The following is a 20,924-nucleotide window of genomic DNA, read 5'->3' on the forward strand; positions in this document are numbered from 1 at the left end:
CGCACGATGAGCCACCCCGCCGATGCCGTCCCCGGATTTCCCACCGCCCGCATTCCTTCCTATTGCGGCGGTCTTCCCGTCGAAGTGATCCTGTTGTCGCAACTTGGCCATGGCGCAGGCGACCACCTGCACGCCGAGGCCAGCCTGCGGCAGCGTGCGCACCCGGGCTTCGTGGACGAACTGGACGAGCCCTCCGCACGCGTGGCGTCGCCCGCCTTCGAACAGGGTGAACGCTCCGCGCTCTACACCTTCGCGGTGGGCAGTGGCGGCCACCCGTTCCATCGGCACGCCGGCCATCGCGTCTTCACCGCCGTCACCGGCAGTGCGGGGGCACGGCTGCGTTTCTCCACCGCGTCGGACGCGCAGCTCGCGCAGGACCCCGCGCACTTCATCGCCGCCCTGCACCACGTGGATCTTCCGGCGGATTGCCTGTTCACGGTGCGCTTCGGCGGCGGCACGTGGCATCAGTTCGCGCCACTGCCGGAGGGCAACCGGCATCCGGTGCTGTTCGCGCTGTCGTGCCATACCGATGAGCTCGGCGGCCTGGAGAAGGCGCCCCTGCGGGACGACGTGCTGGCCGGCAACGCCACGCTCGCCACGCTGACCGAGACCCTGCCCGACACCGTGCAGGCCTGGCTGTCCCGGCATCCGCTGGATGCCGCGTCCATCCCGACCACGCGCCTGTCGCTGCACGCACCGCCGGGCAGCTGGCAGCAGCGGCTGTGTGCCACGCTGCGTGGCCACGCGGGTCGCGTCCGCGCCGTGCTGTCGACGTGGTGCGGCAACCTGGGATTCGTGGTGCGTCATCGCCCACCGGTGGAAGCCCTGTCCACGCCGCCCGCCGGATCGTTGCTGCGTGAGCACCTGCCACGACACCACCATGAGGACACGTTCCGCCTGCGGCTGCCCGGCGACATCGGCAAGCATGCGCAGGCCGGCGCACTGCTCGCCGACGTGCTGGAAGGATTCCTCACCCAGCGCCCCACCGGCGTGACCCAGCTGATGCGCCTGCGCAATGCGCTGGTACGGCCGCTGCGCCTGCGCACGTCGCCGCTGGGCTGCCCCGTGTCCTCGTTGCTCTCGCCATCGCGCGAACATCTGTTCGCAGGCCGCTACCCGGTGCTGGGCCAGCAGGTCGCCGCGGACGGCAAGCGTGCGCAGGTGTTGCTGGGCGCGGACGACCGCCACCTGGTATTCCGTTCCTGCGTCGGCGTGCAGATCAACGAGGACGGCGTGGACATCACGCTGGGCACGCGCGTGCAATGCCGCAATGCCTTCGGCCGGTTCTACATGGCGGTGATCGACGGCGTCCATCACCGCTACATCTCGCCGGCGATGCTGCGGATGGCCGTGGACCATGTGATGCGCCAGCACGCACCGTCGGCGCTGGCACAGGGCGTCTTCGCCTAGGCCGTGCGCTTGTGCGCTTCCTCGATGATGCGCTTGTTGCGGATGCGCACGCTGCCCACCATCAGCAGGCGCAGGTCACGGACGATGTAATCCGCCAACGCGTCGTCGGCGATGCTGTCGCCGTCGATGTCCAGGCGGAAATCCTGGCCTTGAAGGCCACCGCCGTTGCTGAAGTCGATCTCGAAGTCGAACACCACACGTTTCTGGTTCATGCGCGCTGGCTCGCCGCCACGCTGCCCAGGATCAAGGCACCGGCCGCCAGCATCGCAGGCGTGACCGGCTCGCCCAGGAACAGCCAGGCGAAGCCGGCGCCGAACAGCGGCACCAGATAGGTCACGGTAGCCGCACGTGCCGGGCCGATGCGCTGGATCAGGCGGTAATACAGCAGGAACGCATAGCCCGTGCAGAGCACGCCGATGGCGATCGCGCTGGCCCAAGCGCCTGCAGCGATGTTAGTGGTTGGCCAATGCGTGGCGGCGAACGGCAGCACCAGCAACGCCGCGCAGCTCAGGGTGGCGGCCGCGGCCGCGGCGGGAGGAATACCCGCCAGATGCTTGCGCACCAGGTTGATGCCGAAGCCGTAAAGCAGTGCCGCCGTCGATCCGGCCACCACCGCACCGCCCACGCTCAGGCCACCGGCCTTGCTGGTGGCGAGCACCACGACGCCGACGAAGCCCACCAGCAGCGCCAGCGAACGGCGCAGTCCGATCTTCTGCCCGAAGAACAGGAACCCCACCAGCGCGGTGAACAGCACCGTCATCGCATTGCAGATGGCGCCCACGGCCGCCGGCGAACGCTGCGCCGCCCAGGCGAACAACAAAAACGGGATGGCCGAGTTGATCGCGCCGATCATCGCCAGCTTCGGCCACATGCCTGCGCGGAAATGCGCGCGCTCGCGCCACAGGAACGGCAGCAGGACCAGAGCGCCGAGGGCAAGCCGCACTTCGACCAGCGCGAAGGGGCCGAAGGGATTGGCCGCGATCCGCATGAACAGGAACGAGCCCCCCCAGATCGCGCCCAGGGCCAGCAGTTCCAGCGGCGTGCGCCAGTCGCGTTGGGCTGCCTGCGGCAGGGGTTCCACCATGCTGCCAGTCTGCACCGTCATGCCACCGCTCCGTTTGCGTCTGTCGTGATTCTGCCCGCAAACCTGCCGGCCACAAGCGCATACAATCGGGCCGAGCCACAAATTTGGCTTGTGTCTCCGGAGCCGACAGCATGAATCTGCGCCCTGCCCTGTTGCCCGCCCTGGGCGTGTTCGCCGCCGCGGCGCGGCACCAGAACTTCGCCCATGCCGCGGAAGAGCTGCATCTCACCGCCAGTGCGGTCAGCCACCATGTGCGCCGGCTGGAGTCGCTGCTGCAGGTGACGCTGTTCCAGCGCCATGCGCGTGGCGTCAAGCTGACCGCCGAAGGCCGGCAGCTGGCCGATGCCGCCACCGCCGCGCTGACCGACCTGGAAGCGGTGGCCGCCAACCTGCACCAAGTGGCGGGCAGCGTGCGCCTGCGCATCACCACGCTGCACTCGATGGCCTACTGCTGGCTGCTGCCGCGCCTGCCGCGTTTCTGCGCGCTGCACCCCAACATCCGCATCAGCCTGGACACGGGCATCGCGCTGACGCGCTTCGATGAGGCCGGGCCCGACATCGGCATCCGCCATGGACCCGGCCATTGGCCGGGCCTCAATGCCCACCACCTGATGGACGATGAACTGTTTCCGGTCGCATCACCGGCGCTGGCAGGCGTGGACGACATCGGCGAACCCCGCGACATCGCACGCCTGCCGCTGGTGACCGATCTGGCGCTGCAGGGCTGGCGCGACTGGTTCCGCGCGGCGGGCGTACGCGGCCTGCGCCTGCCCGAGATGCACAGCTTCAGCGACAGCACCGATGCGATGCGCGCCGCGGTGTATGGCGTGGGTGCGGCGCTCGCGCGCAAGCTGGTGGCGCAACCATACCTGCAACGGTACGAACTCATCCGCCTTCCCGGCCCTGCGCTGAAGGCGCGCTTCGCGTACTACGTGGTGTATCCCGCCCACCGTCCATTGAACCCGGCCGCCATCCCCTTCATCGAATGGCTGAAGCACGAGGCGCAGGACGAGCGCACGCCGCTTCCACCGTTGCCCGACGCGCTGCTCGGCAGGTCGGGCTGAAACCCGGCACACGCCGACGCGTCACGGTACCGCCTTGAGCGCGTTCACCACGGCGGGCTTCAAAGCGCGGATGTTGGCATCGGTGGACTGGTCGGCCTCCAGGTAGACGCTCATCAGGAACGCCATCAGGTCGTGCCGACGCGCCAGCCAAGCGCTGTCCGCGTAGGCGTTCTTCGCCTCGCCCAGGCGCGAGGGCAGCGCCGAGAACCACACCGTCCAGTCCACCTCGGTCAGCAGACCGCGCTTGGCCGTGTAGACCACCGGGCGCGCCAGCCGGCCCGGTTCGCCGAAGACATAGGCATGCCCGCTTTCCGGCACCGCCTGCACGGCGACCGCACTGAGGATGCTGTCCAGCTGCTTGCGATCCACCTGCTCGTTGAGCGCAAGCTGCAACAGCCAGTCCGCACCATGGGCCACGCCGTGCCGCCATCCTTCCACGTTGTCGAAACCGCGGTAGTCGCGCACGGTCGCCACATACCCCACGGCACGCTTCACCATGTCCGCGCGTTCGCCGGGCGACATCCAGGGCTGCAGCCGGTCGGTGCGCGCCACTTCCGACAACACCAGCGCCGCGAAAGGCGATGCGAAACCGCCTTCGTCCGACACGTCGAGCATGGTGTAGAGACGATCACGCACTGCGCGCCGCTGTTCCTCGTCGAGCTGCCCGGCACGCAGCCATGCGGACAAGCCTTCGTAGGCCACGCCATCGCGCAGGGTCGGATCCGGGCTGGCCAGGCAGTCCAGCAACCCCATCGCGAGGGCGGCGCGGGTGTCGTCCGGCACCGCGAACTTCTGCTCGCGCAACAACTGCAGCGAGCTGCTGTCGGTGCCTTCGGGCGGACAGGCGGCCTTGACCGGTGCCGACATGCCCGCGCCGATTGCCAGTAGCACCAGCCACGTGGCGACACGCCACACGCTCACAGGCGCGCTCCGTCGAACGGGGTGATCTTCAGGCTGGCCAGGTCCACATCGGGCAGGCAGCGCACGTTGACGGCGACCATCTGCGCCCCGGTGACCGGATGCGCCGCTTCGCCGAACACCGCGACGCCGCACTGCGCGCAGAACCGGTGCTGGATATGGTGCTTGTTGAAGGTATAGGTGGACAGGCCGGATTCCGGCGTCTTCAGCACCAGCGACTCGCGTGGCGCGAACCACAGCAGCCCGCCGCGCCGACGGCACAGCGAACAGTTGCAGTCCGTCGCCTCGGCGATGTCCCCCTCCACGTCAAACGCGATGCCACCACAATGGCAGCTGCCTTGGTGCTTCATGGCCCGTCCTCCCGATGGATCGGAACAGGGTAATCGAATGGCAGATGTGCCGGGGCGCGCTTGCACCTATGCTTGGGCACTTCCTTCACCGCCGCACTGCAACAGGATCCCCATGCGCCCTACCCTGCTCGCCGCCGCCCTGATCACGACCCTGGCCGCGTGCCAGAAGTCCGAGGCCCCGACCGCCCCCACCGACCCGGGTGCCCCCGTGACCACCACCGATACCGCCAAGGCCGATGCCGTGTTCGCCGACCTGTCCAAGCGTGCCCTGGCCGGATGGCTGCAGCTGTCGCCGGTCAGCGCCACCCAGATCGGCGAGCACGCCTACGACGGCGAACTGGATGACCTGAGCGCCGCCGGCCGGCAGAAGGGGCTGGAGGCCAGCAAGAAGATCCTCGCCGAGCTGGATGCGCTGGATGTCGCCGCGGTGTCGCGCGAGAACCAGGTGGATGCCGCGATCCTGCGCAACCAGTTGCAGTACGACATCTGGACCACCGAAACGCTGCAGAGCTGGGCCTGGGATCCGCAGGTCTACAGCGGCCTGGCCGGCAGCGCACTGTATGGCCTGATGGCGCGGGAATTCGCGCCGCTGCCCGAGCGCCTGAAGTCCGCCACCGCGCGCATGCAGAAGCTGCCTACGCTCCTGGCGCAGGCGCGCGAGAACCTGGATCCGGCCCGCGTGCCCAAGGTCCACGCCGAAACGGTCGCCAAGCAGAATGCCGGCATCCTGAGCATCGTCGACACGTTCATCACCCCGAACCTGAAGGAACTGTCCGACACGGATCGCCAGCAGGCCGAGGCGGCCATCGAGGGACTGAAGAAGGCCGTCGCCGAACACCAGGCATGGCTGGACAAGACGCTGGTGCCGAACGCCAAGGGCGACTTCCGCGTCGGTGCCGAGGTCTACGACAAGAAGCTGCAGTTCGCGCTGCTGTCGTCGCTGTCGCGCGCGGACATCAAGCAGCGTGCCGAAAGCGAACTCAAGCGCGTGCGCGAGGAGATGTACGGCATCGCCCGCACCGTGCTCAAGGACAAGGCCGGGGCCCCCGCCATGCCCGACGCGCCGAGCGCCGACGAGCAGCAGAAGGCGATCGAGGCGGCGCTGGAGCTGGCGTACGCCGAGCGCCCGGCCCGCGACAAGGTCGTCGCCGATGCCGAGGCCGCGCTGGCGCAGGCCACCGAGTTCGTGCGCAGCAAGGACCTGGTGACGCTGGCCGATGCGCCGGTCGACATCATCCTGATGCCGGAATTCCAGCGTGGCGTGGCGGTGGCGTACTGCGATTCGCCCGGCCCGCTCGACAAGGGCCTGAAGACCTTCTACGCGGTGTCGCCGATCCCCGACGAGTGGGACCAGAAGCAGGTGGACTCGTTCCTGCGCGAGTACAACAGCCGCATGATCCACCTGCTGAGCATCCACGAAGGCACGCCGGGGCACTACCTGGAAGGCTGGCACTCGGCCAAGTTCCCGTCCACGCTGCGGGCCGTGCTGCGCTCGGGCATGTTCGCCGAAGGCTGGGCAGTCTACACCGAACGGATGATGGCCGACGCCGGCTACCTGGACAACGACCCGCTGTTCCGCCTGGTGCAGCTGAAGTTCTACCTGCGCACCATCGGCAACGCGATCCTCGACCAGGGCGTGCACGTGGACAACTGGACCCGCGAGCAGGCCATGGACCTGATGGTGCGCCAGACTTTCCAGCAGGAGCGCGAGGCTGCCGGCAAGTGGACGCGTGCGCAGCTGACGTCGGCGCAGTTGCCCACGTACTTCGTCGGTGCGCAGGAACACTTCGACATGCGCAAGGCCGTGGAGGCGCGCCAGGGCGCGCAGTTCGCGCTGAAGGCCTACCACGACAAGGTGCTGTCCTACGGCGCCCCGCCGGTGCGGTTCGTGCGCCAGCTGATCCTGGACGAACCGATCCAGTAAGCCGCCTTCGTCCAGGCAGCAGACGGGAGCCGGGCAATGCCCGGCTCCTGCTTTTTCAAGCCGCCCTGACGCGGTCCTGCCGCGAGCGGGCTATGCTGCACACGGTTCATCCGTGGACGAAACCGCCATGCGCTTCGCGTCGCGCACCCCCGCACCGCCGCTGTCGGCCCTGGTACGACGGCTGTGGGACTGGCAGGGCGAAGAACTGCCGTTCCGCCTGGAGCGCGTGCTGCCGCCGGCGGGCGCGGGCGTCAGCGTGATCCTCAACCTGGGCGAAGACCAGTCCCGGCTGTACGACGAACAGCGCCGCTGCCAGGTACACGCTGCCCACGCACTGGAAGGTCCGCGCAGCCGCAGCCAGATCATCGACACGCGCGAACAGGTCGCGGTGATGGGCGTCGAATTCCAGCCGGGCGGCGCGGCGGTGTTCTTCCGCGAGCGGATGGACGTGCTGCGCGATGGCTGCGTGGATCTGCAGGATCTGGTGGGCGCCCGCGATGCCGCGCTGCGCGATGCGCTGCTGGCCGCCACTTCTCCAGATGCGCGCCTGCAGGCACTGGAAGGCTGGCTGCGCACCAGCGGTCGCACGGGCATCGTGCCTGTCGACGTGGCGCACGCGCTGCGTGCGCTGGATGCCAGGCCGGAAGTCGCGGCGCTGGTACCGCTGGCGCGCGACATGGGCATCTCGGCACGCCGGCTGGGCGAGCGCTTCCAGCACTGGATCGGCCTCAGCCCCAAGCGTTACCTGCGCCTGCAGCGTTTCCACCATGCCGTGCGGTCGGCACGACCACCGGTGGACGAGGGCTGGGCGGACATGGCGGTAGCCTGCGGGTTCTACGACCAGGCGCATCTGGTGCATGAGTTCCGCGCGTTCTCCGGCATGTCGCCGGGTGAGTTCGCAAGACGTGGCGCGTGGGACGGCCACGTGGCCGTGGACTGAGCGCGGAAATTTACAAGACTCGGGGTACGCAGCGCCCGAGAATGCGGACACCACGCCAACGGAGACGCCCATGAACATGCCCGCCCCGCACGCCGCCGACACCATCGCGACGGTCATCCCCTGCCTGCGCTACCGCCACGCCCTGAAGGCCATCGACTGGCTGTGCGACGCCTTCGGTTTCCAGCGCCACGCCGTCTACGCCGATGGCGACGTGGTCCACCATGCCCAGCTCAGCTTCGGCAATGGCATGGTCATGGTGGGTTCCACCGATGTGCAGAGCGACTGGGGCAGGCAGACCCTCCAGCCCGACGAAGCCGGCATGCGCAACACCCAGAGCTGCTGCGTCATCGTGCGCGATGCCGACGCGCACCATGCAAAGGCGAAGGCGGCCGGCGCCGAGATCGTCATCGACCTCGCCGACCAGGACTATGGCGGCCGCGGTTACGCCTGCCGCGACATTGAGGGCCATCTGTGGTGGTTCGGCAGTTATGATCCGTGGAAAGCCTGAACCCGACGACTTCGCATGGATGATCTTTTCAGCCGTTCCCCTGAACCCGTCGACGGCATCCGCGTCGGCATCGGTGGATGGACGTTCGCGCCCTGGCGCAACAATTTCTATCCGGCCGGCATGCCGCAGCGGCGCGAGCTGGAATTCGCCAGCCGGCAGCTGACCGCCATCGAGATCAACGGCACGTACTACGGCACGCAGAAGCCGGCCACGTATGCCAAGTGGCGCGACGAAGCGCCGGAGGGTTTCGTGTTCTCGGCGAAAGCCCCCAAGCGCATCATGCAGGCGCGTTCGCTGGCGTCGGTGCAGTCACAGGTGGAGGACTTCATCGGTGGCATCAGCGAACTCGGCGCGAAGCTGGGACCGCTGGTCTGGCAGTTCGAAAAAGGACGACGCGTGGAGCAGGCCGAACTGGATGCCTTCCTGGGCGCACTGCCGCGTGAATGGAACGGACGCCCCCTGCGGCACGCGCTGGAGATCCGCGATCCGGCAGCGGTCGACGAGGCGTTGATCGCGCTGGCACGGCGACACAACGTGGCCACCGTTTTCACCGATTCGACCGAGCACCCGTCCTTCGCCGACCTGACGGCGGACTTCGCCTACGCGCGCCTGATGCGTTCGCAGCCCATCGACACCGGCTACCCGCCCGCCGAACTGGCCCAGTGGGCATCGCGCGCCAAGGCATGGGCCGCGGGCGAGGACGTGCCGGAGCTGCCGCACGTGGCGAGCGGCAGTGGCGACGTGCCACGGCGTGACGTGTTCGTGTTCTTCATCAGCAGCGCGAAGGAACGCAACCCGGCGGCCGCGATGGAGTTGATCCGCCTGCTGGGTGCCTGATCCGGCACCGACGCACGCGTCAGTAGCGCAGCGGATGCTTCATGGCCACGAAGGTGGCCACCGCGATGCCGACCACGCAGGTCAGTGCCACGTAATGCGCCGGTGCCAGGCCGCCCCAGCTGCGGGAAAGCAGCCCGATCAGCGGCGGCGTCAGGCCGCCGAAGACCGCGTACGCCACGTTGTACGAGAACGACAGGCCCGAAAAGCGTACCACCGGCGGAAACGCCGCCACCATCAGGGCCGGCACCACGCCCACCACACCACAGCAGAAACCCGCCAGTGCGTAGAGCGCCACGAAGCCCGATCCGTCGCCTATCGCCAGGTGCAGGTACAGCGCATATACGCTCGCGGCCAGCGCAAGGGAACCCGCCAGCAGCGCGCGCGCCACGCCGAACCGATCCACCGCCCACCCCGCGCACAGGCATCCGACGATCAGCGCGGCGGTCGCCACGCTGTTGCCATGGAACGCCACCGCCGGCGGAACGCCGAACGCGCCCTGCACCAGCGTCGGCGTCATCAGCACCACCACCACGATGGCCGCCGTCAGCTGCCACGACGCCAGCATCGACAGCACCACCGCCGTGCGATGCCCGGCCAGCACCTGTTTCACCGGCAATTGCCGGGACAACTGCTTGCGCGCACGCATCTCTTCGAAGACCGGCGTTTCGTGCAGCCAGCGACGCAGCCAGACCGCCACGAAGCCGAACACGCCGCCCAGCAGGAACGGGACACGCCAGACCCACGCCTCGACCTGCTCCGGCGCATAGTGTCCGTTGATCCAGGCGGCGAGCAGCGAACCGATCAGGATCCCGGCCGTCAGTCCGGCCGTCAGCGTGGCGCAGGCAAAGCCCATGCGCCGCCGCGGTACGTGCTCGGCCACGAACACCCACGCACCGGGCACTTCGCCACCCACCGCAATGCCCTGCACGACGCGCAGCACCAGCAGCAACACCGGTGCCATCACGCCGATCTGCGCGTAGGTGGGCAGCAGGCCGATCAGCAGCGTGGGTACCGACATCAGGAAGACGCTCAGCGTGAACATGCGCTTGCGACCCAGGCGGTCGCCGAAATGCGCCATCACGATGCCACCCAGCGGCCGGGCCAGGTAGCCGGCGGCGAAGATGCCGTACACCTGCAGCTGCGCCAGCCACGGCGACATGCCTTCGGGAAAGAACAGCACGCTGAGTACGCGGGTGAAGAACACGAACACGACGAAGTCGTAGAACTCCAGCGCACCACCCAGGGCGGACAGCGCCAGCGTCCTGGCGTCGCTGCGATTGAAAGGGCGTCCGGCGCTGGATGCGCGCATGTCGTGCGTCATGGGCAGGTCACTCGGGTCGGGCGGCGTTCCGCCTCGCCAATGCCCGATCCAGCGCCACCAGCAGCACACCCACCAGCAGGAAGAGCAGCAGTACGGCGGTCGAGTTCAGCAGTGTTTTCATCCACCCTAGCTGGCCGACATCCAGGAACGGGTACGGGTATTCGTCCACCCATGCCCCGCGCAGGAACACCCACGCCGTATACAGCGCCGGGAAGACCAGCCATCCCACCACGTCGCGCAACGTCAGCGTGCCATGCGGCACCAGCCCCAGCCACCACACTCCGTACAGCAGCGGCGTGGCGTAGTGCAGCCCGCTGTCCGCCCACCACTGCGCACCCTGCGGTTCCCACAGCTTGCTCAGCACGAACGTGTACACCAGGCCGGTGACGCCGATGTAAAGCGCCACGGCCGCGCGCACCCGCGCGCGCGCGAAGAAGCCGTCGCGCGCCAGCACCCCATGCAGGGTCACCAGCGCCACCGCGATGTTGCTCAGGATGGTGAAGTAGCTGAAGAACCGCACGCTGCCCAGCAACGGCCCGATGTTCGAACGCGTGGCCTGCAGGATGAGCACGTACTGCAGTACCAGCGATGCGAGGGAGACGGCGCAGACCAATGCCGCGCTCCATCGCGTGGCCGGGGACAGAGGGGACGCGTCGGGCATCGCGGGCTCCTGGTGTGTGGCGCAGAGGATGCCATGGATGGGGGCGAAGGCAACGATGCCCTCGCCGTTGTCGTCGCCAGCGGCAGGCGGATTCGGCGACAATGCCGCCATGCCCATGCCCCCGACCACCAAGGCCCAGTTGCAGATCCATTCCTGCGTGCTGCTCTGGGGCTTCACCCCCATCCTTGGCAAGCTGATCACGCTGTCCGCCCTGCCGCTGGTGTGGTGGCGCATGTTGATCGTGGTCGCGGCATTGGCCCTGCTGCCGCGCGTCTGGCGCGGACTGCGTGCGATGTCGGCCAGGCTGATCCTCGCCTACTGCGGCATCGGCGTGGTGGTCGCGCTGCACTGGCTGACCTTCTACGGCGCCATCAAGCTGTCCAATGCCTCGGTGGCGGTGACCTGCATCGCGCTGGCGCCGGCCTTCACCTCGGTGATCGAACCCTGGCTGACGCGGCGTCCGTTCTCGGTGCGCGAACTGCTGTTCGGGCTGGCCGTGTTGCCGGGCGTGGCGCTGGTGGTCGGCGGCATTCCCGACGGCATGCGCCTGGGCGTGCTGGTCGGGGCCATCTCGGCCCTGCTGGTGGCCATCTTCGGCCCGCTGAACAAGCGCCTGATCGACCACGGCGAACCACTGACCATCACCGGACTGGAACTCGGCGCGGGCACGCTGCTGCTGACGGTGCTGGCGCCGTTGATGCCGATGGTCTTCCCTTCGTTCGCCGGCGACCTGTTCACCCTGCCCAGCCTGCATGACGGCTTGCTGCTGCTGGTGCTGTCGCTGCTGTGCACGCTGCTGCCGTTCGCGCTGTCGCTGGTCGCGCTGCGCCACCTGAGCGCCTACGGTGTGCAGCTGGTGACCAACCTGGAGCCGGTCTACGCCATCGTGCTGGCGATCGTGCTGCTGGGCGAACAACGCGAACTGACGCCGCTGTTCTACCTGGGCGTGGCGATCATCCTCGCCGCGGTATTCCTGCACCCGCTGCTCGGTAGCCGCCGTTCGCGGCAGGAAGACATCCACCACCCCGAGGTGCTGGGGACGTCCGAAGCCAAGGGCATGGTGGACTGACAACGGGCGCCCGCGGGTCGGGCGCCGCCGTGCATGTCAGCGTGCCACGACCACCGGCACCGGGCTGGTCGCGATTACCTTCAGGGCCACCGAACCTACCAGCAGCTGCTTCAGTGCACCGCGCCCATGCGTGCCCATGACGATCAGGTCGGCCTTGCCGGCCTTGGCCTGCTTGACGATGCTTTCCGCGGGTTCGCCCACCAGCACCTTCTCGGTGTAGGGGAGTTGTGCGCGCTTGAGCGCCGTGCGCGCCTTCTTCAGGGCGTAGGCGCCGTTCTCTGCGTGGTAGCGCTGCACCCCATCGCTCCCCAACTCCAGCGCGACCGAGCGCAGCAGCGGCGGATCGGCATACAGCAGCGTCACGGCAGGGAGTTCCGCCAACGCCTTGGACAGTTGCACGACGTGACGCACGGCGGCCAGGCCGATATCGCTGCCGTCCACGGCCAACAGGATCTTCATGGATGTTCTCCGGTGACAGGCAGCGCCCTGTTGCCCTGCCCTGTCCCACAGCATGCGCCCGACGGGGCGCGGCCGCATTGATCCGGATCAAGCCGCCTGGTTGGAGAGCGCCACCACGCGGTCGCGGCCGCTGCGCTTGGCCTCGTACAGCGCGGTATCGGCACGCTTGAACATCGCCTCGGCGTCGTCGCCGCGCACCATCGCGGTCAGGCCGATGCTGACCGAGATGGGCAGGCCGATGGGCAGCAGCGACACGCTCTGGCGGACGAACTCGCATTGCAGGCGCGCCTCTTCCAGCGAAGCACCCGGCATCAGCACCACGAACTCCTCGCCGCCGTAGCGCGCCGCCAGTCCCTTGCCCGCCACCTGCGCTTTCAGCATGTCGGCCAGCGCAACCAGCACGCGGTCGCCTTCGTCATGGCCATGCAGGTCGTTGACCATCTTGAAGTGGTCCACGTCCAGCACCGCGATGGCCAGGCGCTCACCCGTCTCGCGCGATTTCTCCTGCGCAGCGGCCAACGCCGCACCGAACGCACGACGGTTGGGCAGCCCTGTCAGCGGGTCGGTACGGGTCTGTTCGGAAAGCTCGGCATTCTGCGTTTCCAGCTCATGATGGTAATGGTGCAGCTGCTGTTCGTACCACTCGCGCTCGCGCAGCTGCAGGCTCAGCTGGCGGCTCACCTGGCGCAGCTCCAGCAAGTGCGTGACCTGCCGCGACAGAGCGTCGAGTGCGGACAGTTGGAATGCATCCAGGTGGCGCGGCTGATCGTCCACCAGGCACAGCGCGCCCAACGCGAAACCATCGGCGGTCACCAGCGGCGCACCTGCGTAGAAGCGGATGCCGTTCTCGGCAGTCACCAGCGGGTTGTCGGCAAAGCGTGCGTCGCGGGTGGCATCCGCCACCACCGTCATCGTGTCGGGGCTGAGGATGGTATGCGCGCAGAACGAGGTGTCCAGCGACGGGTCCGGCTGTTCCATGCCGACCTGTGCCTTGAACCATTGCCGGTCGCGGTCGATCAGCGTGACCGCCGCCATGGGGACCCCGCAGATGGCGGCGGCGATCTGCACCAGGTCATCGAACGCCCGCTCCGGCTCGCTGTCGAGGATGTCGAAGCTGCGCAATGCGGCCAGCCGCTCTTCCTCGTTGTCGGGCTTGCGCGGTGCGCTCATGCCATTGTCTTGGGTGAAAAGTTGCAGGCCAGTATGCCGAGTTTCCGCCGGGTGTTGTCGCACCGGGACGCGACGGACGTCACGTCGTCGCTCACCAGCTCTCCTGCTGCGGCAGCAATCCGCGCAGTTCCTGGTCGGTCAGATTGCGCCAGCGGCCCGGCTTTAGGTCGCCCAGCTTGATGTTGTCGATGCGCACGCGGCGCAGCTGGGTGACGCGGTAGTCGAACGCGGCCGCCATCAGGCGGATCTGCCGGTTGAGGCCCTGGGTCAGCGTGATGCGGAAGCCGAACTTGGCGATGCGGCTGGCCCGGCACGGCAGGGTCATCTGCCCGTGCACGCGCACGCCGCGTGCCATGCTGCGCAGGAATTCGTCGGTCACCGGCTTGTTGACGGCGACCAGGTATTCCTTTTCGTGGTGGTTCTCGGCGCGCAGGATCTTGTTGACGATGTCGCCGTTGCTGGTCAGCAGGATCAGGCCTTCGGAGTCCTTGTCCAGCCGTCCGATCGGAAAGATGCGCTGCTCGTGGCCGATGAACTCGACGATGTTGTCCTTCACCGACGACTCGGTCGTACAGGTGATGCCGACGGGTTTGTTCAGCACGATGTAGACGTGCTTGCGCTTGCCGGCCTTGGCGGCACGCGCCTTCAACGGCTGGCCGTCGACCAGCACCTGGTCGTCCGGGCCGACCACCGCGCCCACGCCGGCGGCGATGCCATTCACGGTGACCCGGCGCTCGGCGATCAGCCGGTCGGCCTCGCGGCGGGAACAGAAGCCGGTTTCGGCGATGTGTTTGTTCAGGCGTTCGCTCATCCCGGCATTATCGGCGATCCGCGCGGCCAGGTGGCTGCCCCGCCCCGCGCGCCGTCAGGCGGGGACCAGTTGGGGGCGGGTCGCGCCGTGGCGGATCAGCTCGCTCAAGGGGCAAGGCACATGTACGGCGTAACCCTGCACGTAGCGGATGCCCAGCGCCGCCAGCTGCTGCACGACGTCGTCCGACTCCACCCATTCGGCGATGGTCACCTTGCCCAGCGCCTGCCCCATCTGGCTCATCGAGCGCACCAGGGCCAGGTCGGCTTCGCCGTTGGCCAGGTCGCGGATGAAGGCGCCGTCGATCTTCAGGATGTCCACCGGCAACCGCTTCAGGTAGGCGAACGACGACAGGCCGCTGCCGAAATCATCCAGCGCGATGCGCCCCCCGCGCGCGCGCATCGCTTCGATGAAGCGGCACGCATCGGGCAGGTTGCCGATCACGGCCGTCTCGGTGATCTCGAAGCACAGCTTGCGGGCCACGCCGGGATGCCGGTCCAGCTGCGATGCGACGTGTGCGAGGAATACAGGGTCGGCCACCGACTGCGCCGACACGTTCACGTGGCACAGGTCGAGTTCGGCCAAGTGGGCGGGGTCGGCCGAGAGCTGCGCGACCACCGCATCCACGACGTAGCGGTCCAGCGCCATCGCCTGACCATGCCGCTCCATCGCCGGAAGGAAGGTGCCCGGCGCGTGCAGCTGGCCCTCGCGGTCGAGCAGGCGCACCAGCACCTCGTACTGCAGGCGGCCCGGGTCGTCGACCGCGACGATCAGCTGCGCATGCAGCAGCAGGCGATGTTCGGCGATGGCCAGCTGGGTGTTCGCCACCCATTCCAGTTCGCGGCGCCGGCGCGACAGGCTCTGGTCGGACTCGCGGTAGCAGCGGATGCGGTTGCGACCTTCCTCCTTGGCGACATAGCACGCCGCATCCGCCGCGCGCAGCAGCCAGTCGACATCGGGCGCCTCGCCATTGAGTTCGGCCACGCCGATGCTGCAGTTGAGGCCGAACGTACGCCCGTCACAGGCGAACGCGGCGCGCGCAAGCGCCGTCTGCACCCGCCCCATCGCGGCCTCCGCCGCTTCCAGTGACGTGTCATGCAGCAGTACCGCGAATTCATCGCCACCCAGCCGGCCCAGCCAGTCGCCACGTCGCAGCTGCGCCGACAACACGTGCGCGAAATGGCAGAGATAACGGTCGCCCGCCGCATGGCCGCAGGTGTCGTTGATCAGCTTGAACTGGTCCAGGTCGACATAGCACAGCGCGTGCGGCGAGGCGTGGTTGCGTGCATGCGCGAGCGCGTGGCCCAGGCGGCGACCGATTTCGCGCCGGTTGATCAGCCCGGTGAGTTCGTCGTGGCTGGCCTGGTAAGCGATCTCGCAGGCGAGTTCGTGCGCTTCGGAGACGTCTTCCACCAGCGCGAACATCTGGTCGGCGGCGGGCTGCGGGCCTGCGATGACCGAGGCCGTCCAGCGCACCCAGCGGATGCTGCCGTCGGCGCGCAGCAGGCGGCGCTCGCCCGGTTGCACCATGCGCGTCCAGTCGATGCCGCCGCCCGCGGACAGCGGCAGATCCTCCGGGTGCAGCACGTCCGCCAGCGTCCGCAGGCGCAGCGACGGCAACGGCATATCGAGGATCTGGGCCAGGGCTTCGTTGGACTGGGTGAAGCGCCCGTCGCGGTCCATCTTCAGCATGCCTACCGCCGACTGGTGGAATGCCAGGCGGAACTCGCTCTCGGTTTCGCGTACGTGGCGCAGCGTGCGGCGCATCACGTGGAGCGCATAGCCGGCCAGCAGCACGAAGGCGATGCCGCTCAGCACCAGCAGCACATGCCGCATGAAGTTCGCGCCGTCGGCGAGCGAGCGCGAGAACGCCAGCTCGACCGGCCGCACGCGCGCATCGATCACGCGCAGGCGCTCCTGGTAGTGGTGCACGCTGGCCGCGTCGAGCGGACCGCGCCGCGACCGCTGCTCCAGTTCGTCCGCCAGCTGCACCAGTTGCAGGATTTCGGTTTCGGCTTGGCGCCAGTAGTGCACCGACTGTTTGAAATAGGGGGCGCCGGACAATACGCGGTACATCCGGATCAGGCGGTCGATGTCATCCGGGGCATTGTTGCCGCGCAGGAACCCGGCACGCGCGGCGGCCAGATCCACCGGGCTGCGCTCCAGCGCCAGCCTGCCATCGCGGTCGCCGAGGGGGACATCCAGCGCTTCGCGGGCGTCGGCAAGGTCGGACGGATCGGCGTGGCCGGCGTACCGGTACAGGCTGTGCACCGCCCGCTGCTGGGCCTTGGACCAATGGCTCTCGCCGATGATGTAGGCGGTGGCACCGGCCTGGGTTTCCAGGATGGCCGCCGTCAGCAGCGCGCCGAATGCGGACAGGACGATGAGGGCGGCGACCCGGATGGGGAGTCGCTGCAGGCCGCGTTGATTCGCTTCTCCGGCGGTGCCGTCTGCCGTGCGTGCGCCTGCGGGATGTGTTCCTTCAATGTCCACGTGCCGCTCCCTTCGTGTCAGGCGGCTGGCGCGGTGCGACCGCCACCTTCCACCCCCGGGTCATCGGCCGCGAACCCGCGGGCTTGAGCGCGGTGGGCGCCCCGCGTGGCCGCAGGGCGTCAATTGTTGCCGTCCAGCGCGAACGTGCCGGCTTCGACCACCCGGTCGCGGCCCGCACGCTTGGCGCCGTACATGGCTTCGTCGGCCCGCCGCAGCAGGTTGGCGCCGTCATCGTCGGCATCGCACAACGACGCCTGGCCGATGCTGGCCGTCACCGACAGCCCGGACGTGCCGATGTCGGTCCCAGCCCTGGCCACCTGCCGGCGCATGGCTTCGAAACGCTGGCGCGCCGTAGCGGCTTCCACGCCCGGCAGCAGCACCAGGAATTCCTCCCCGCCCATCCGCACCACGTCGGCCGGGTCGCGCACCGCGGTGGTCAGCGTGTGCGCCACCGCCACCAGCACGCGGTCGCCCACCGCATGGCCATGGACGTCGTTGATCCGCTTGAACAGGTCGATGTCCAGGAAGCCCACCGTCAACGGCACCCCCGACGCCCGGGCCATCTGCACGAGTTCGTCCAGGCGCCGCAGGCCGGCACGCCGATTGGGCAGGCCGGTCAGGGCATCGGTATCCGCCAGCGCCTGCATCTCGTCGCGCTGCTGGCGCAACCGGCCCAGCCGCAGGTTCAACGCGTACGCGCTGACTATCAGGAACCAGGTGATCGACAACTGGAGGGCTTCGACGCGGTGTTCCACCAGCCACGGCTGGCCCAGCAGGTCCATCGCCGCCATCACCAGGAACGGCAGCACCGCGGCGATGCCCGCGACGGCCACGGTGTCGGCGCGCCGTTGCCACAGGCCCAGCCACCCCACCACCAGGATCGCGGCGCAGGCGATGGCGAACACCTGGTCCAGGGCGGTCGCGATGCTCGCCAGCCACGGCAGGGGAAGCCATGCCGCCAGCACGCCCAGGCTGCAGACGGCCGCCACCGCATAGCGCAATGGCTGCCGCGATGCCGGCCAGCGCCGCATGCCGCCCACCAGCCACCACATCACGTACACCAGCATCGGCAGGCCGAAACACGAAAACGCCACCAGCCAGCGGGATTCGTCCGTGCCGACCGGCAACCACGGCTCCGGATAGCCGCTCAGGCCGCTCAACGTGGCCTGCCACAGCACCGACAGCACGCACAGCAAGGCATAGCCCAGGAACGCGCGGTCGCGGGCGCTCAGGAACCCCATTAGGGCGGTGAAGGCCAGCGCGATGGCGATGGCCAGGCAGGCCGTGCGCACCAGCAGGCGCGCGGTGTCGATCTGCTGCACGGGACTGGGCGCACCGATGCGCACGGTGGGAATCCAGCCTGCCTTCAGCGGCGTGGCCCACGCCACCCGGATCGGCTCGCGGTCGCCGGCAGGCGGCACCACCACCATGCCCACGCCGGCACGGAAACGGGAGTCGCGCGTGCGGGCATCGTGCATGCGTCCGCAGACCTCGCGGTCGCCATGGCGCACCATCACCTCGCCGGCGAACACGTTGAACACGTTCACGGCCTGCGGCGCGCCCGGCCAGCCGCCTGGCGGCGCCGGGATCTCGATCTGTTCCTGCAGGGTGGCCAGCACCGCCGGATCACAGGCGCGGACCGGCGCCCCCTGGGTCGCCGCGGCGCCCGTGACCAGATAGTCGCGACCGGGCTGCGGGGTTGCCGTCGCGGCACATGATGCGGCGCACAGCGCCAGCAGCAGCCATGCGAACACCCCCGGTTTGGAAACCATCCCCTTCACGACCACCCCGATGCCAACCTGCCGCCCGCAAGGGGAACGCAGTCCTGTGAAGGAGGAAGCAATGTTCGTGCCACCCCATTGCCTGCCGTCACGCGGCAGGCCCGTTCCCGGCACCTATTCGTGCGACCGGGGCGGACCCTTGCGGTGCGGCTTGCCGGCGTGCGGCTTGAAGCCTGGCTTTCCACTCGGCGGCTTGCCGCCCCCGGGCTTGCCCATGCCGGGCTTGCCGAAGCGGCGCGGCGGCGCGTCGCCCGCCTCTTCGCCCGCCTTGTGGATGCGGAGCTGCTGCCCGGACACCCAGACCTTCTTCAGGTGGGTCAGCACTTCACGCGGCATGCCCTCGGGCAGGTCCAGCACGGTGTAGTCGTCGTGGATGTCGATGCGGCCGATGTAACGGCTTTCCAGCCCGGCCTCGTTGGCAATGGCGCCGACGATGTTGGCAGGCTTCACGCCGTGGGCGTGGCCCACTTCGATCCGGTAGCTCTCCATGCCCACGTCCGGTGCGCTGCGCGGCGGCTTGTCGGCACGCGGGCGGTCGAAGTCGGGGCGCTCGATGCGCGCGCGCTCAGGCTTGTCGAAGCTTCGCGCGGGGCGCTCGAAGGCGGCACCGTCCTCGCGATGGCGCGGACGCTCGTCGCGTTGCGGGCGCTCGTCGCGCTGAGGACGTTCGTGGCGCGCGGACTTGCCGTAGGCGGTGTTGTTGTCGCTGCGCTCGCGCGGCGCGCGGTCCTGCGACAGCAGCAGCGGCGTGTCGCCCTGCGCCAGCTGCGCCAGCGCCGCGGCGATGTCCACCGCCGGCACGTTCTGCTCGCGCTCGTAGCGCTCGATCAGCGCGCGGAACTCGCCGGACTTGCCGGCCGCCAGGGTGTCGGTGATGCGCGAGAGGAACTTCTCCACGCGCCGGTCGTTCACCGCTTCCACGCTGGGCAGCTGCATTTCCTCGATCGGCTGGCGGGTGGCGCGCTCGATGGCGCGCAGCATGCCCTTCTCGCGCGGCGTGACGAACAGGATCGCCTCGCCGCTGCGGCCCGCGCGACCGGTGCGGCCGATGCGGTGCACGTAGCTTTCGGTGTCGTACGGAATGTCGTAGTTCAGCACGTGGCTGATGCGTTCCACGTCGAGCCCGCGGGCGGCCACGTCGGTGGCGACCAGCACGTCCAGCTTGCCGTCCTTCAACTGCTGGATGGTCTTCTCGCGCGCGGCCTGCTGCATGTCGCCGTTGATGGCGGCCGCGGCCAGCCCCCTGGCCTGCAGCTTGTCGGCCAGTTCTTCGGTCGCCGCCTTGGTGCGGGCGAAGATGATCATGCCGTCGAACGTTTCCACTTCCAGGATGCGGGTCAGCGCATCCAGCTTGTGCATGCCGCTGACCCACCAGTAGCGCTGGCGGATGTTCGCCGACGTGGTGGTCTTGGAGGCGATGTTCACCTCCACCGGATCCTTCAGGTAGGTCTGCGCGATGCGGCGGATGGCCGGCGGCATGGTCGCCGAGAACAGCGCCACCTGGCGCGTTTCCGGGGTCTTCTTCAACACCGTCTCGACGTCGTCGATGAAGCCCATGCGCAGCATTTCATCGGCTTCGTCCAGCACCAGCGTGGTCAGGCCGGACAGGTCCAGCGAGCCGCGTTCCAGATGGTCGATGACGCGGCCGGGCGTGCCCACGACGACGTGCACGCCGCGCTTCAGCGCATGCAGCTGCGGCTGGTAGCTCTGGCCGCCGTAGATCGGCAGCACGTGGAAGCCGGGGATCTTGCCGGCGTATTTCTGGAAGGCTTCGGCCACCTGGATGGCCAGTTCGCGCGTCGGCGCCAGCACCAGCGCCTGCGGCCTGCCGGCCTGCATGTCGATGTTGGCCAGCACGGGCAGCGCGAATGCGGCCGTCTTGCCGGTACCGGTCTGGGCCGTGCCCAGCACGTCGCGACCGGCCAGCATGGCGGGGATGGTGGCCGCCTGGATGGGCGACGGGGTTTCGTAACCCACCTCGGCAACAGCCGCCATGACCGGGGCGGGCAGGCCCAGGTCTGCGAACAGCAGGGGGGAAGCGGGGGATTCGGTAGACATGGGGCAACTCCGGGGGCGTCGCGGAGTCGCACGCCAGCCGCATATTGTGCGCCCTTGGGCCCTGCCCTG

Annotated in this window: 19 protein-coding genes; 7 read left to right on the top strand and 12 right to left on the bottom strand. The window is 68.7% G+C overall.

Going from position 1 to position 20,924, the window contains the following annotated elements; all coding sequences use genetic code 11:
* Window positions 1-6: 6 nt before the first annotated feature.
* A complete protein-coding gene (locus OVA13_RS07985; protein WP_267793244.1) occupies window positions 7-1,410 on the top strand; it encodes a DUF2867 domain-containing protein in 1,404 nt (467 codons plus the stop codon).
* Here the strand turns inward: OVA13_RS07985 and OVA13_RS07990 are convergent.
* Both OVA13_RS07990 and OVA13_RS07995 read right to left on the bottom strand, forming a co-directional pair.
* Window positions 1,407-1,622 carry a cyclase gene (locus tag OVA13_RS07990; protein ID WP_267793245.1) on the bottom strand — a complete coding sequence of 72 codons (216 nt, stop codon included), beginning with the start codon at window positions 1,620-1,622 and terminating at the stop codon, window positions 1,407-1,409. The genes OVA13_RS07985 and OVA13_RS07990 overlap by 4 nt on opposite strands.
* Window positions 1,619-2,515 carry a DMT family transporter gene (locus OVA13_RS07995; protein WP_267793246.1) on the bottom strand — a complete coding sequence of 299 codons (897 nt, stop codon included), beginning with the start codon at window positions 2,513-2,515 and terminating at the stop codon, window positions 1,619-1,621. Before OVA13_RS07995 ends, OVA13_RS07990 begins: the two co-directional genes overlap by 4 nt.
* Before the next feature lie 110 nt (window positions 2,516-2,625).
* On the opposite strand from OVA13_RS07995, the gene OVA13_RS08000 reads away from it, so the two are divergent.
* Window positions 2,626-3,558, top strand: coding sequence for a LysR substrate-binding domain-containing protein (locus tag OVA13_RS08000; RefSeq protein WP_267793247.1), 933 nt, complete (start codon window positions 2,626-2,628; stop codon window positions 3,556-3,558).
* Between the two features lie 21 nt (window positions 3,559-3,579).
* Here OVA13_RS08000 and OVA13_RS08005 read toward each other — a convergent pair whose 3' ends face one another.
* Entirely contained in the window at window positions 3,580-4,479 is a 900-nt protein-coding gene (locus OVA13_RS08005; protein ID WP_267793248.1) for a DUF2785 domain-containing protein, read from the bottom strand.
* Complete coding sequence (locus tag OVA13_RS08010; protein ID WP_267793249.1) at window positions 4,476-4,826, bottom strand: GFA family protein; 351 nt, start codon at window positions 4,824-4,826, stop codon at window positions 4,476-4,478. Before OVA13_RS08010 ends, OVA13_RS08005 begins: the two co-directional genes overlap by 4 nt.
* 112 nt (window positions 4,827-4,938) lie before the next feature.
* Between OVA13_RS08010 and OVA13_RS08015 the strand changes: the two genes are divergently transcribed.
* The 4 genes from OVA13_RS08015 (at window position 4,939) to OVA13_RS08030 (ending at window position 9,035) form a co-directional block, all read left to right on the top strand.
* Window positions 4,939-6,750 (top strand): DUF885 domain-containing protein, encoded by a 1,812-nt coding sequence (locus OVA13_RS08015; protein ID WP_267793250.1) that lies wholly within the window; start codon window positions 4,939-4,941, stop codon window positions 6,748-6,750.
* Between the two features lie 127 nt (window positions 6,751-6,877).
* Entirely contained in the window at window positions 6,878-7,690 is an 813-nt protein-coding gene (locus OVA13_RS08020) for a helix-turn-helix domain-containing protein (RefSeq protein WP_267793251.1), read from the top strand.
* Between the two features lie 76 nt (window positions 7,691-7,766).
* Window positions 7,767-8,198, top strand: coding sequence for a VOC family protein (locus tag OVA13_RS08025; protein WP_267793483.1), 432 nt, complete (start codon window positions 7,767-7,769; stop codon window positions 8,196-8,198).
* A gap of 15 nt (window positions 8,199-8,213) precedes the next feature.
* Window positions 8,214-9,035: a DUF72 domain-containing protein gene (locus OVA13_RS08030; RefSeq protein WP_267793252.1), complete on the top strand. Its 822-nt coding sequence runs from the start codon at window positions 8,214-8,216 to the stop codon at window positions 9,033-9,035.
* Between the two features lie 19 nt (window positions 9,036-9,054).
* Here OVA13_RS08030 and OVA13_RS08035 read toward each other — a convergent pair whose 3' ends face one another.
* Both OVA13_RS08035 and OVA13_RS08040 read right to left on the bottom strand, forming a co-directional pair.
* Window positions 9,055-10,344, bottom strand: coding sequence for an MFS transporter (locus OVA13_RS08035; protein WP_267793253.1), 1,290 nt, complete (start codon window positions 10,342-10,344; stop codon window positions 9,055-9,057).
* Between the two features lie 19 nt (window positions 10,345-10,363).
* Entirely contained in the window at window positions 10,364-11,128 is a 765-nt protein-coding gene (locus OVA13_RS08040; RefSeq protein ID WP_267793254.1) for a Pr6Pr family membrane protein, read from the bottom strand.
* Between OVA13_RS08040 and OVA13_RS08045 the strand changes: the two genes are divergently transcribed.
* A complete protein-coding gene (locus OVA13_RS08045; RefSeq protein ID WP_267793255.1) occupies window positions 11,127-12,086 on the top strand; it encodes a DMT family transporter in 960 nt (319 codons plus the stop codon). The genes OVA13_RS08040 and OVA13_RS08045 overlap by 2 nt on opposite strands.
* A 36-nt stretch (window positions 12,087-12,122) precedes the next feature.
* On the opposite strand, the gene OVA13_RS08050 is transcribed toward OVA13_RS08045, so the two are convergent.
* The 6 genes from OVA13_RS08050 to OVA13_RS08075 form a co-directional block, all read right to left on the bottom strand.
* On the bottom strand, window positions 12,123-12,545 hold the full coding sequence (locus OVA13_RS08050) for a universal stress protein (RefSeq protein ID WP_267793256.1): 423 nt from the start codon (window positions 12,543-12,545) through the stop codon (window positions 12,123-12,125).
* Window positions 12,546-12,632: 87 nt separating this feature from the next.
* Window positions 12,633-13,715: a GGDEF domain-containing protein gene (locus OVA13_RS08055; protein WP_267793257.1), complete on the bottom strand. Its 1,083-nt coding sequence runs from the start codon at window positions 13,713-13,715 to the stop codon at window positions 12,633-12,635.
* A gap of 91 nt (window positions 13,716-13,806) precedes the next feature.
* Window positions 13,807-14,526, bottom strand: coding sequence for a pseudouridine synthase (locus tag OVA13_RS08060; RefSeq protein ID WP_267793258.1), 720 nt, complete (start codon window positions 14,524-14,526; stop codon window positions 13,807-13,809).
* A 54-nt stretch (window positions 14,527-14,580) separates the two neighbouring features.
* Window positions 14,581-17,016, bottom strand: coding sequence for a putative bifunctional diguanylate cyclase/phosphodiesterase (locus OVA13_RS08065; RefSeq protein WP_267793259.1), 2,436 nt, complete (start codon window positions 17,014-17,016; stop codon window positions 14,581-14,583).
* A gap of 119 nt (window positions 17,017-17,135) precedes the next feature.
* A complete protein-coding gene (locus OVA13_RS08070; RefSeq protein WP_267793260.1) occupies window positions 17,136-18,788 on the bottom strand; it encodes a GGDEF domain-containing protein in 1,653 nt (550 codons plus the stop codon).
* A 123-nt stretch (window positions 18,789-18,911) separates the two neighbouring features.
* A complete protein-coding gene (locus tag OVA13_RS08075; protein WP_267793261.1) occupies window positions 18,912-20,855 on the bottom strand; it encodes a DEAD/DEAH box helicase in 1,944 nt (647 codons plus the stop codon).
* Window positions 20,856-20,924 lie beyond the last annotated feature (69 nt).

This window comes from Pseudoxanthomonas sp. SL93, from assembly GCF_026625825.1.
Taxonomy (GTDB): domain Bacteria; phylum Pseudomonadota; class Gammaproteobacteria; order Xanthomonadales; family Xanthomonadaceae; genus Pseudoxanthomonas_A.

What these genes read in the sequence shown, in the direction of transcription:
- OVA13_RS08040 (WP_267793254.1), bottom strand. Translation starts at nt 11,128, where the DNA reads ATGGCGGCATTGTCGCCGAATCCGCCTGCCGCTGGCGACGACAACGGC.
- OVA13_RS08060 (WP_267793258.1), bottom strand. Translation starts at nt 14,526, where the DNA reads ATGAGCGAACGCCTGAACAAACACATCGCCGAAACCGGCTTCTGTTCC.
- OVA13_RS08075 (WP_267793261.1), bottom strand. Translation starts at nt 20,855, where the DNA reads ATGTCTACCGAATCCCCCGCTTCCCCCCTGCTGTTCGCAGACCTGGGC.
- OVA13_RS08070 (WP_267793260.1), bottom strand. Translation starts at nt 18,788, where the DNA reads ATGGTTTCCAAACCGGGGGTGTTCGCATGGCTGCTGCTGGCGCTGTGC.
- OVA13_RS08055 (WP_267793257.1), bottom strand. Translation starts at nt 13,715, where the DNA reads ATGAGCGCACCGCGCAAGCCCGACAACGAGGAAGAGCGGCTGGCCGCA.
- OVA13_RS08050 (WP_267793256.1), bottom strand. Translation starts at nt 12,545, where the DNA reads ATGAAGATCCTGTTGGCCGTGGACGGCAGCGATATCGGCCTGGCCGCC.
- OVA13_RS07985 (WP_267793244.1), top strand. Translation starts at nt 7, where the DNA reads ATGAGCCACCCCGCCGATGCCGTCCCCGGATTTCCCACCGCCCGCATT.
- OVA13_RS08000 (WP_267793247.1), top strand. Translation starts at nt 2,626, where the DNA reads ATGAATCTGCGCCCTGCCCTGTTGCCCGCCCTGGGCGTGTTCGCCGCC.
- OVA13_RS07995 (WP_267793246.1), bottom strand. Translation starts at nt 2,515, where the DNA reads ATGACGGTGCAGACTGGCAGCATGGTGGAACCCCTGCCGCAGGCAGCC.
- OVA13_RS08020 (WP_267793251.1), top strand. Translation starts at nt 6,878, where the DNA reads ATGCGCTTCGCGTCGCGCACCCCCGCACCGCCGCTGTCGGCCCTGGTA.
- OVA13_RS08015 (WP_267793250.1), top strand. Translation starts at nt 4,939, where the DNA reads ATGCGCCCTACCCTGCTCGCCGCCGCCCTGATCACGACCCTGGCCGCG.
- OVA13_RS08035 (WP_267793253.1), bottom strand. Translation starts at nt 10,344, where the DNA reads ATGCGCGCATCCAGCGCCGGACGCCCTTTCAATCGCAGCGACGCCAGG.
- OVA13_RS08045 (WP_267793255.1), top strand. Translation starts at nt 11,127, where the DNA reads ATGCCCATGCCCCCGACCACCAAGGCCCAGTTGCAGATCCATTCCTGC.
- OVA13_RS08025 (WP_267793483.1), top strand. Translation starts at nt 7,767, where the DNA reads ATGCCCGCCCCGCACGCCGCCGACACCATCGCGACGGTCATCCCCTGC.
- OVA13_RS07990 (WP_267793245.1), bottom strand. Translation starts at nt 1,622, where the DNA reads ATGAACCAGAAACGTGTGGTGTTCGACTTCGAGATCGACTTCAGCAAC.
- OVA13_RS08010 (WP_267793249.1), bottom strand. Translation starts at nt 4,826, where the DNA reads ATGAAGCACCAAGGCAGCTGCCATTGTGGTGGCATCGCGTTTGACGTG.
- OVA13_RS08030 (WP_267793252.1), top strand. Translation starts at nt 8,214, where the DNA reads ATGGATGATCTTTTCAGCCGTTCCCCTGAACCCGTCGACGGCATCCGC.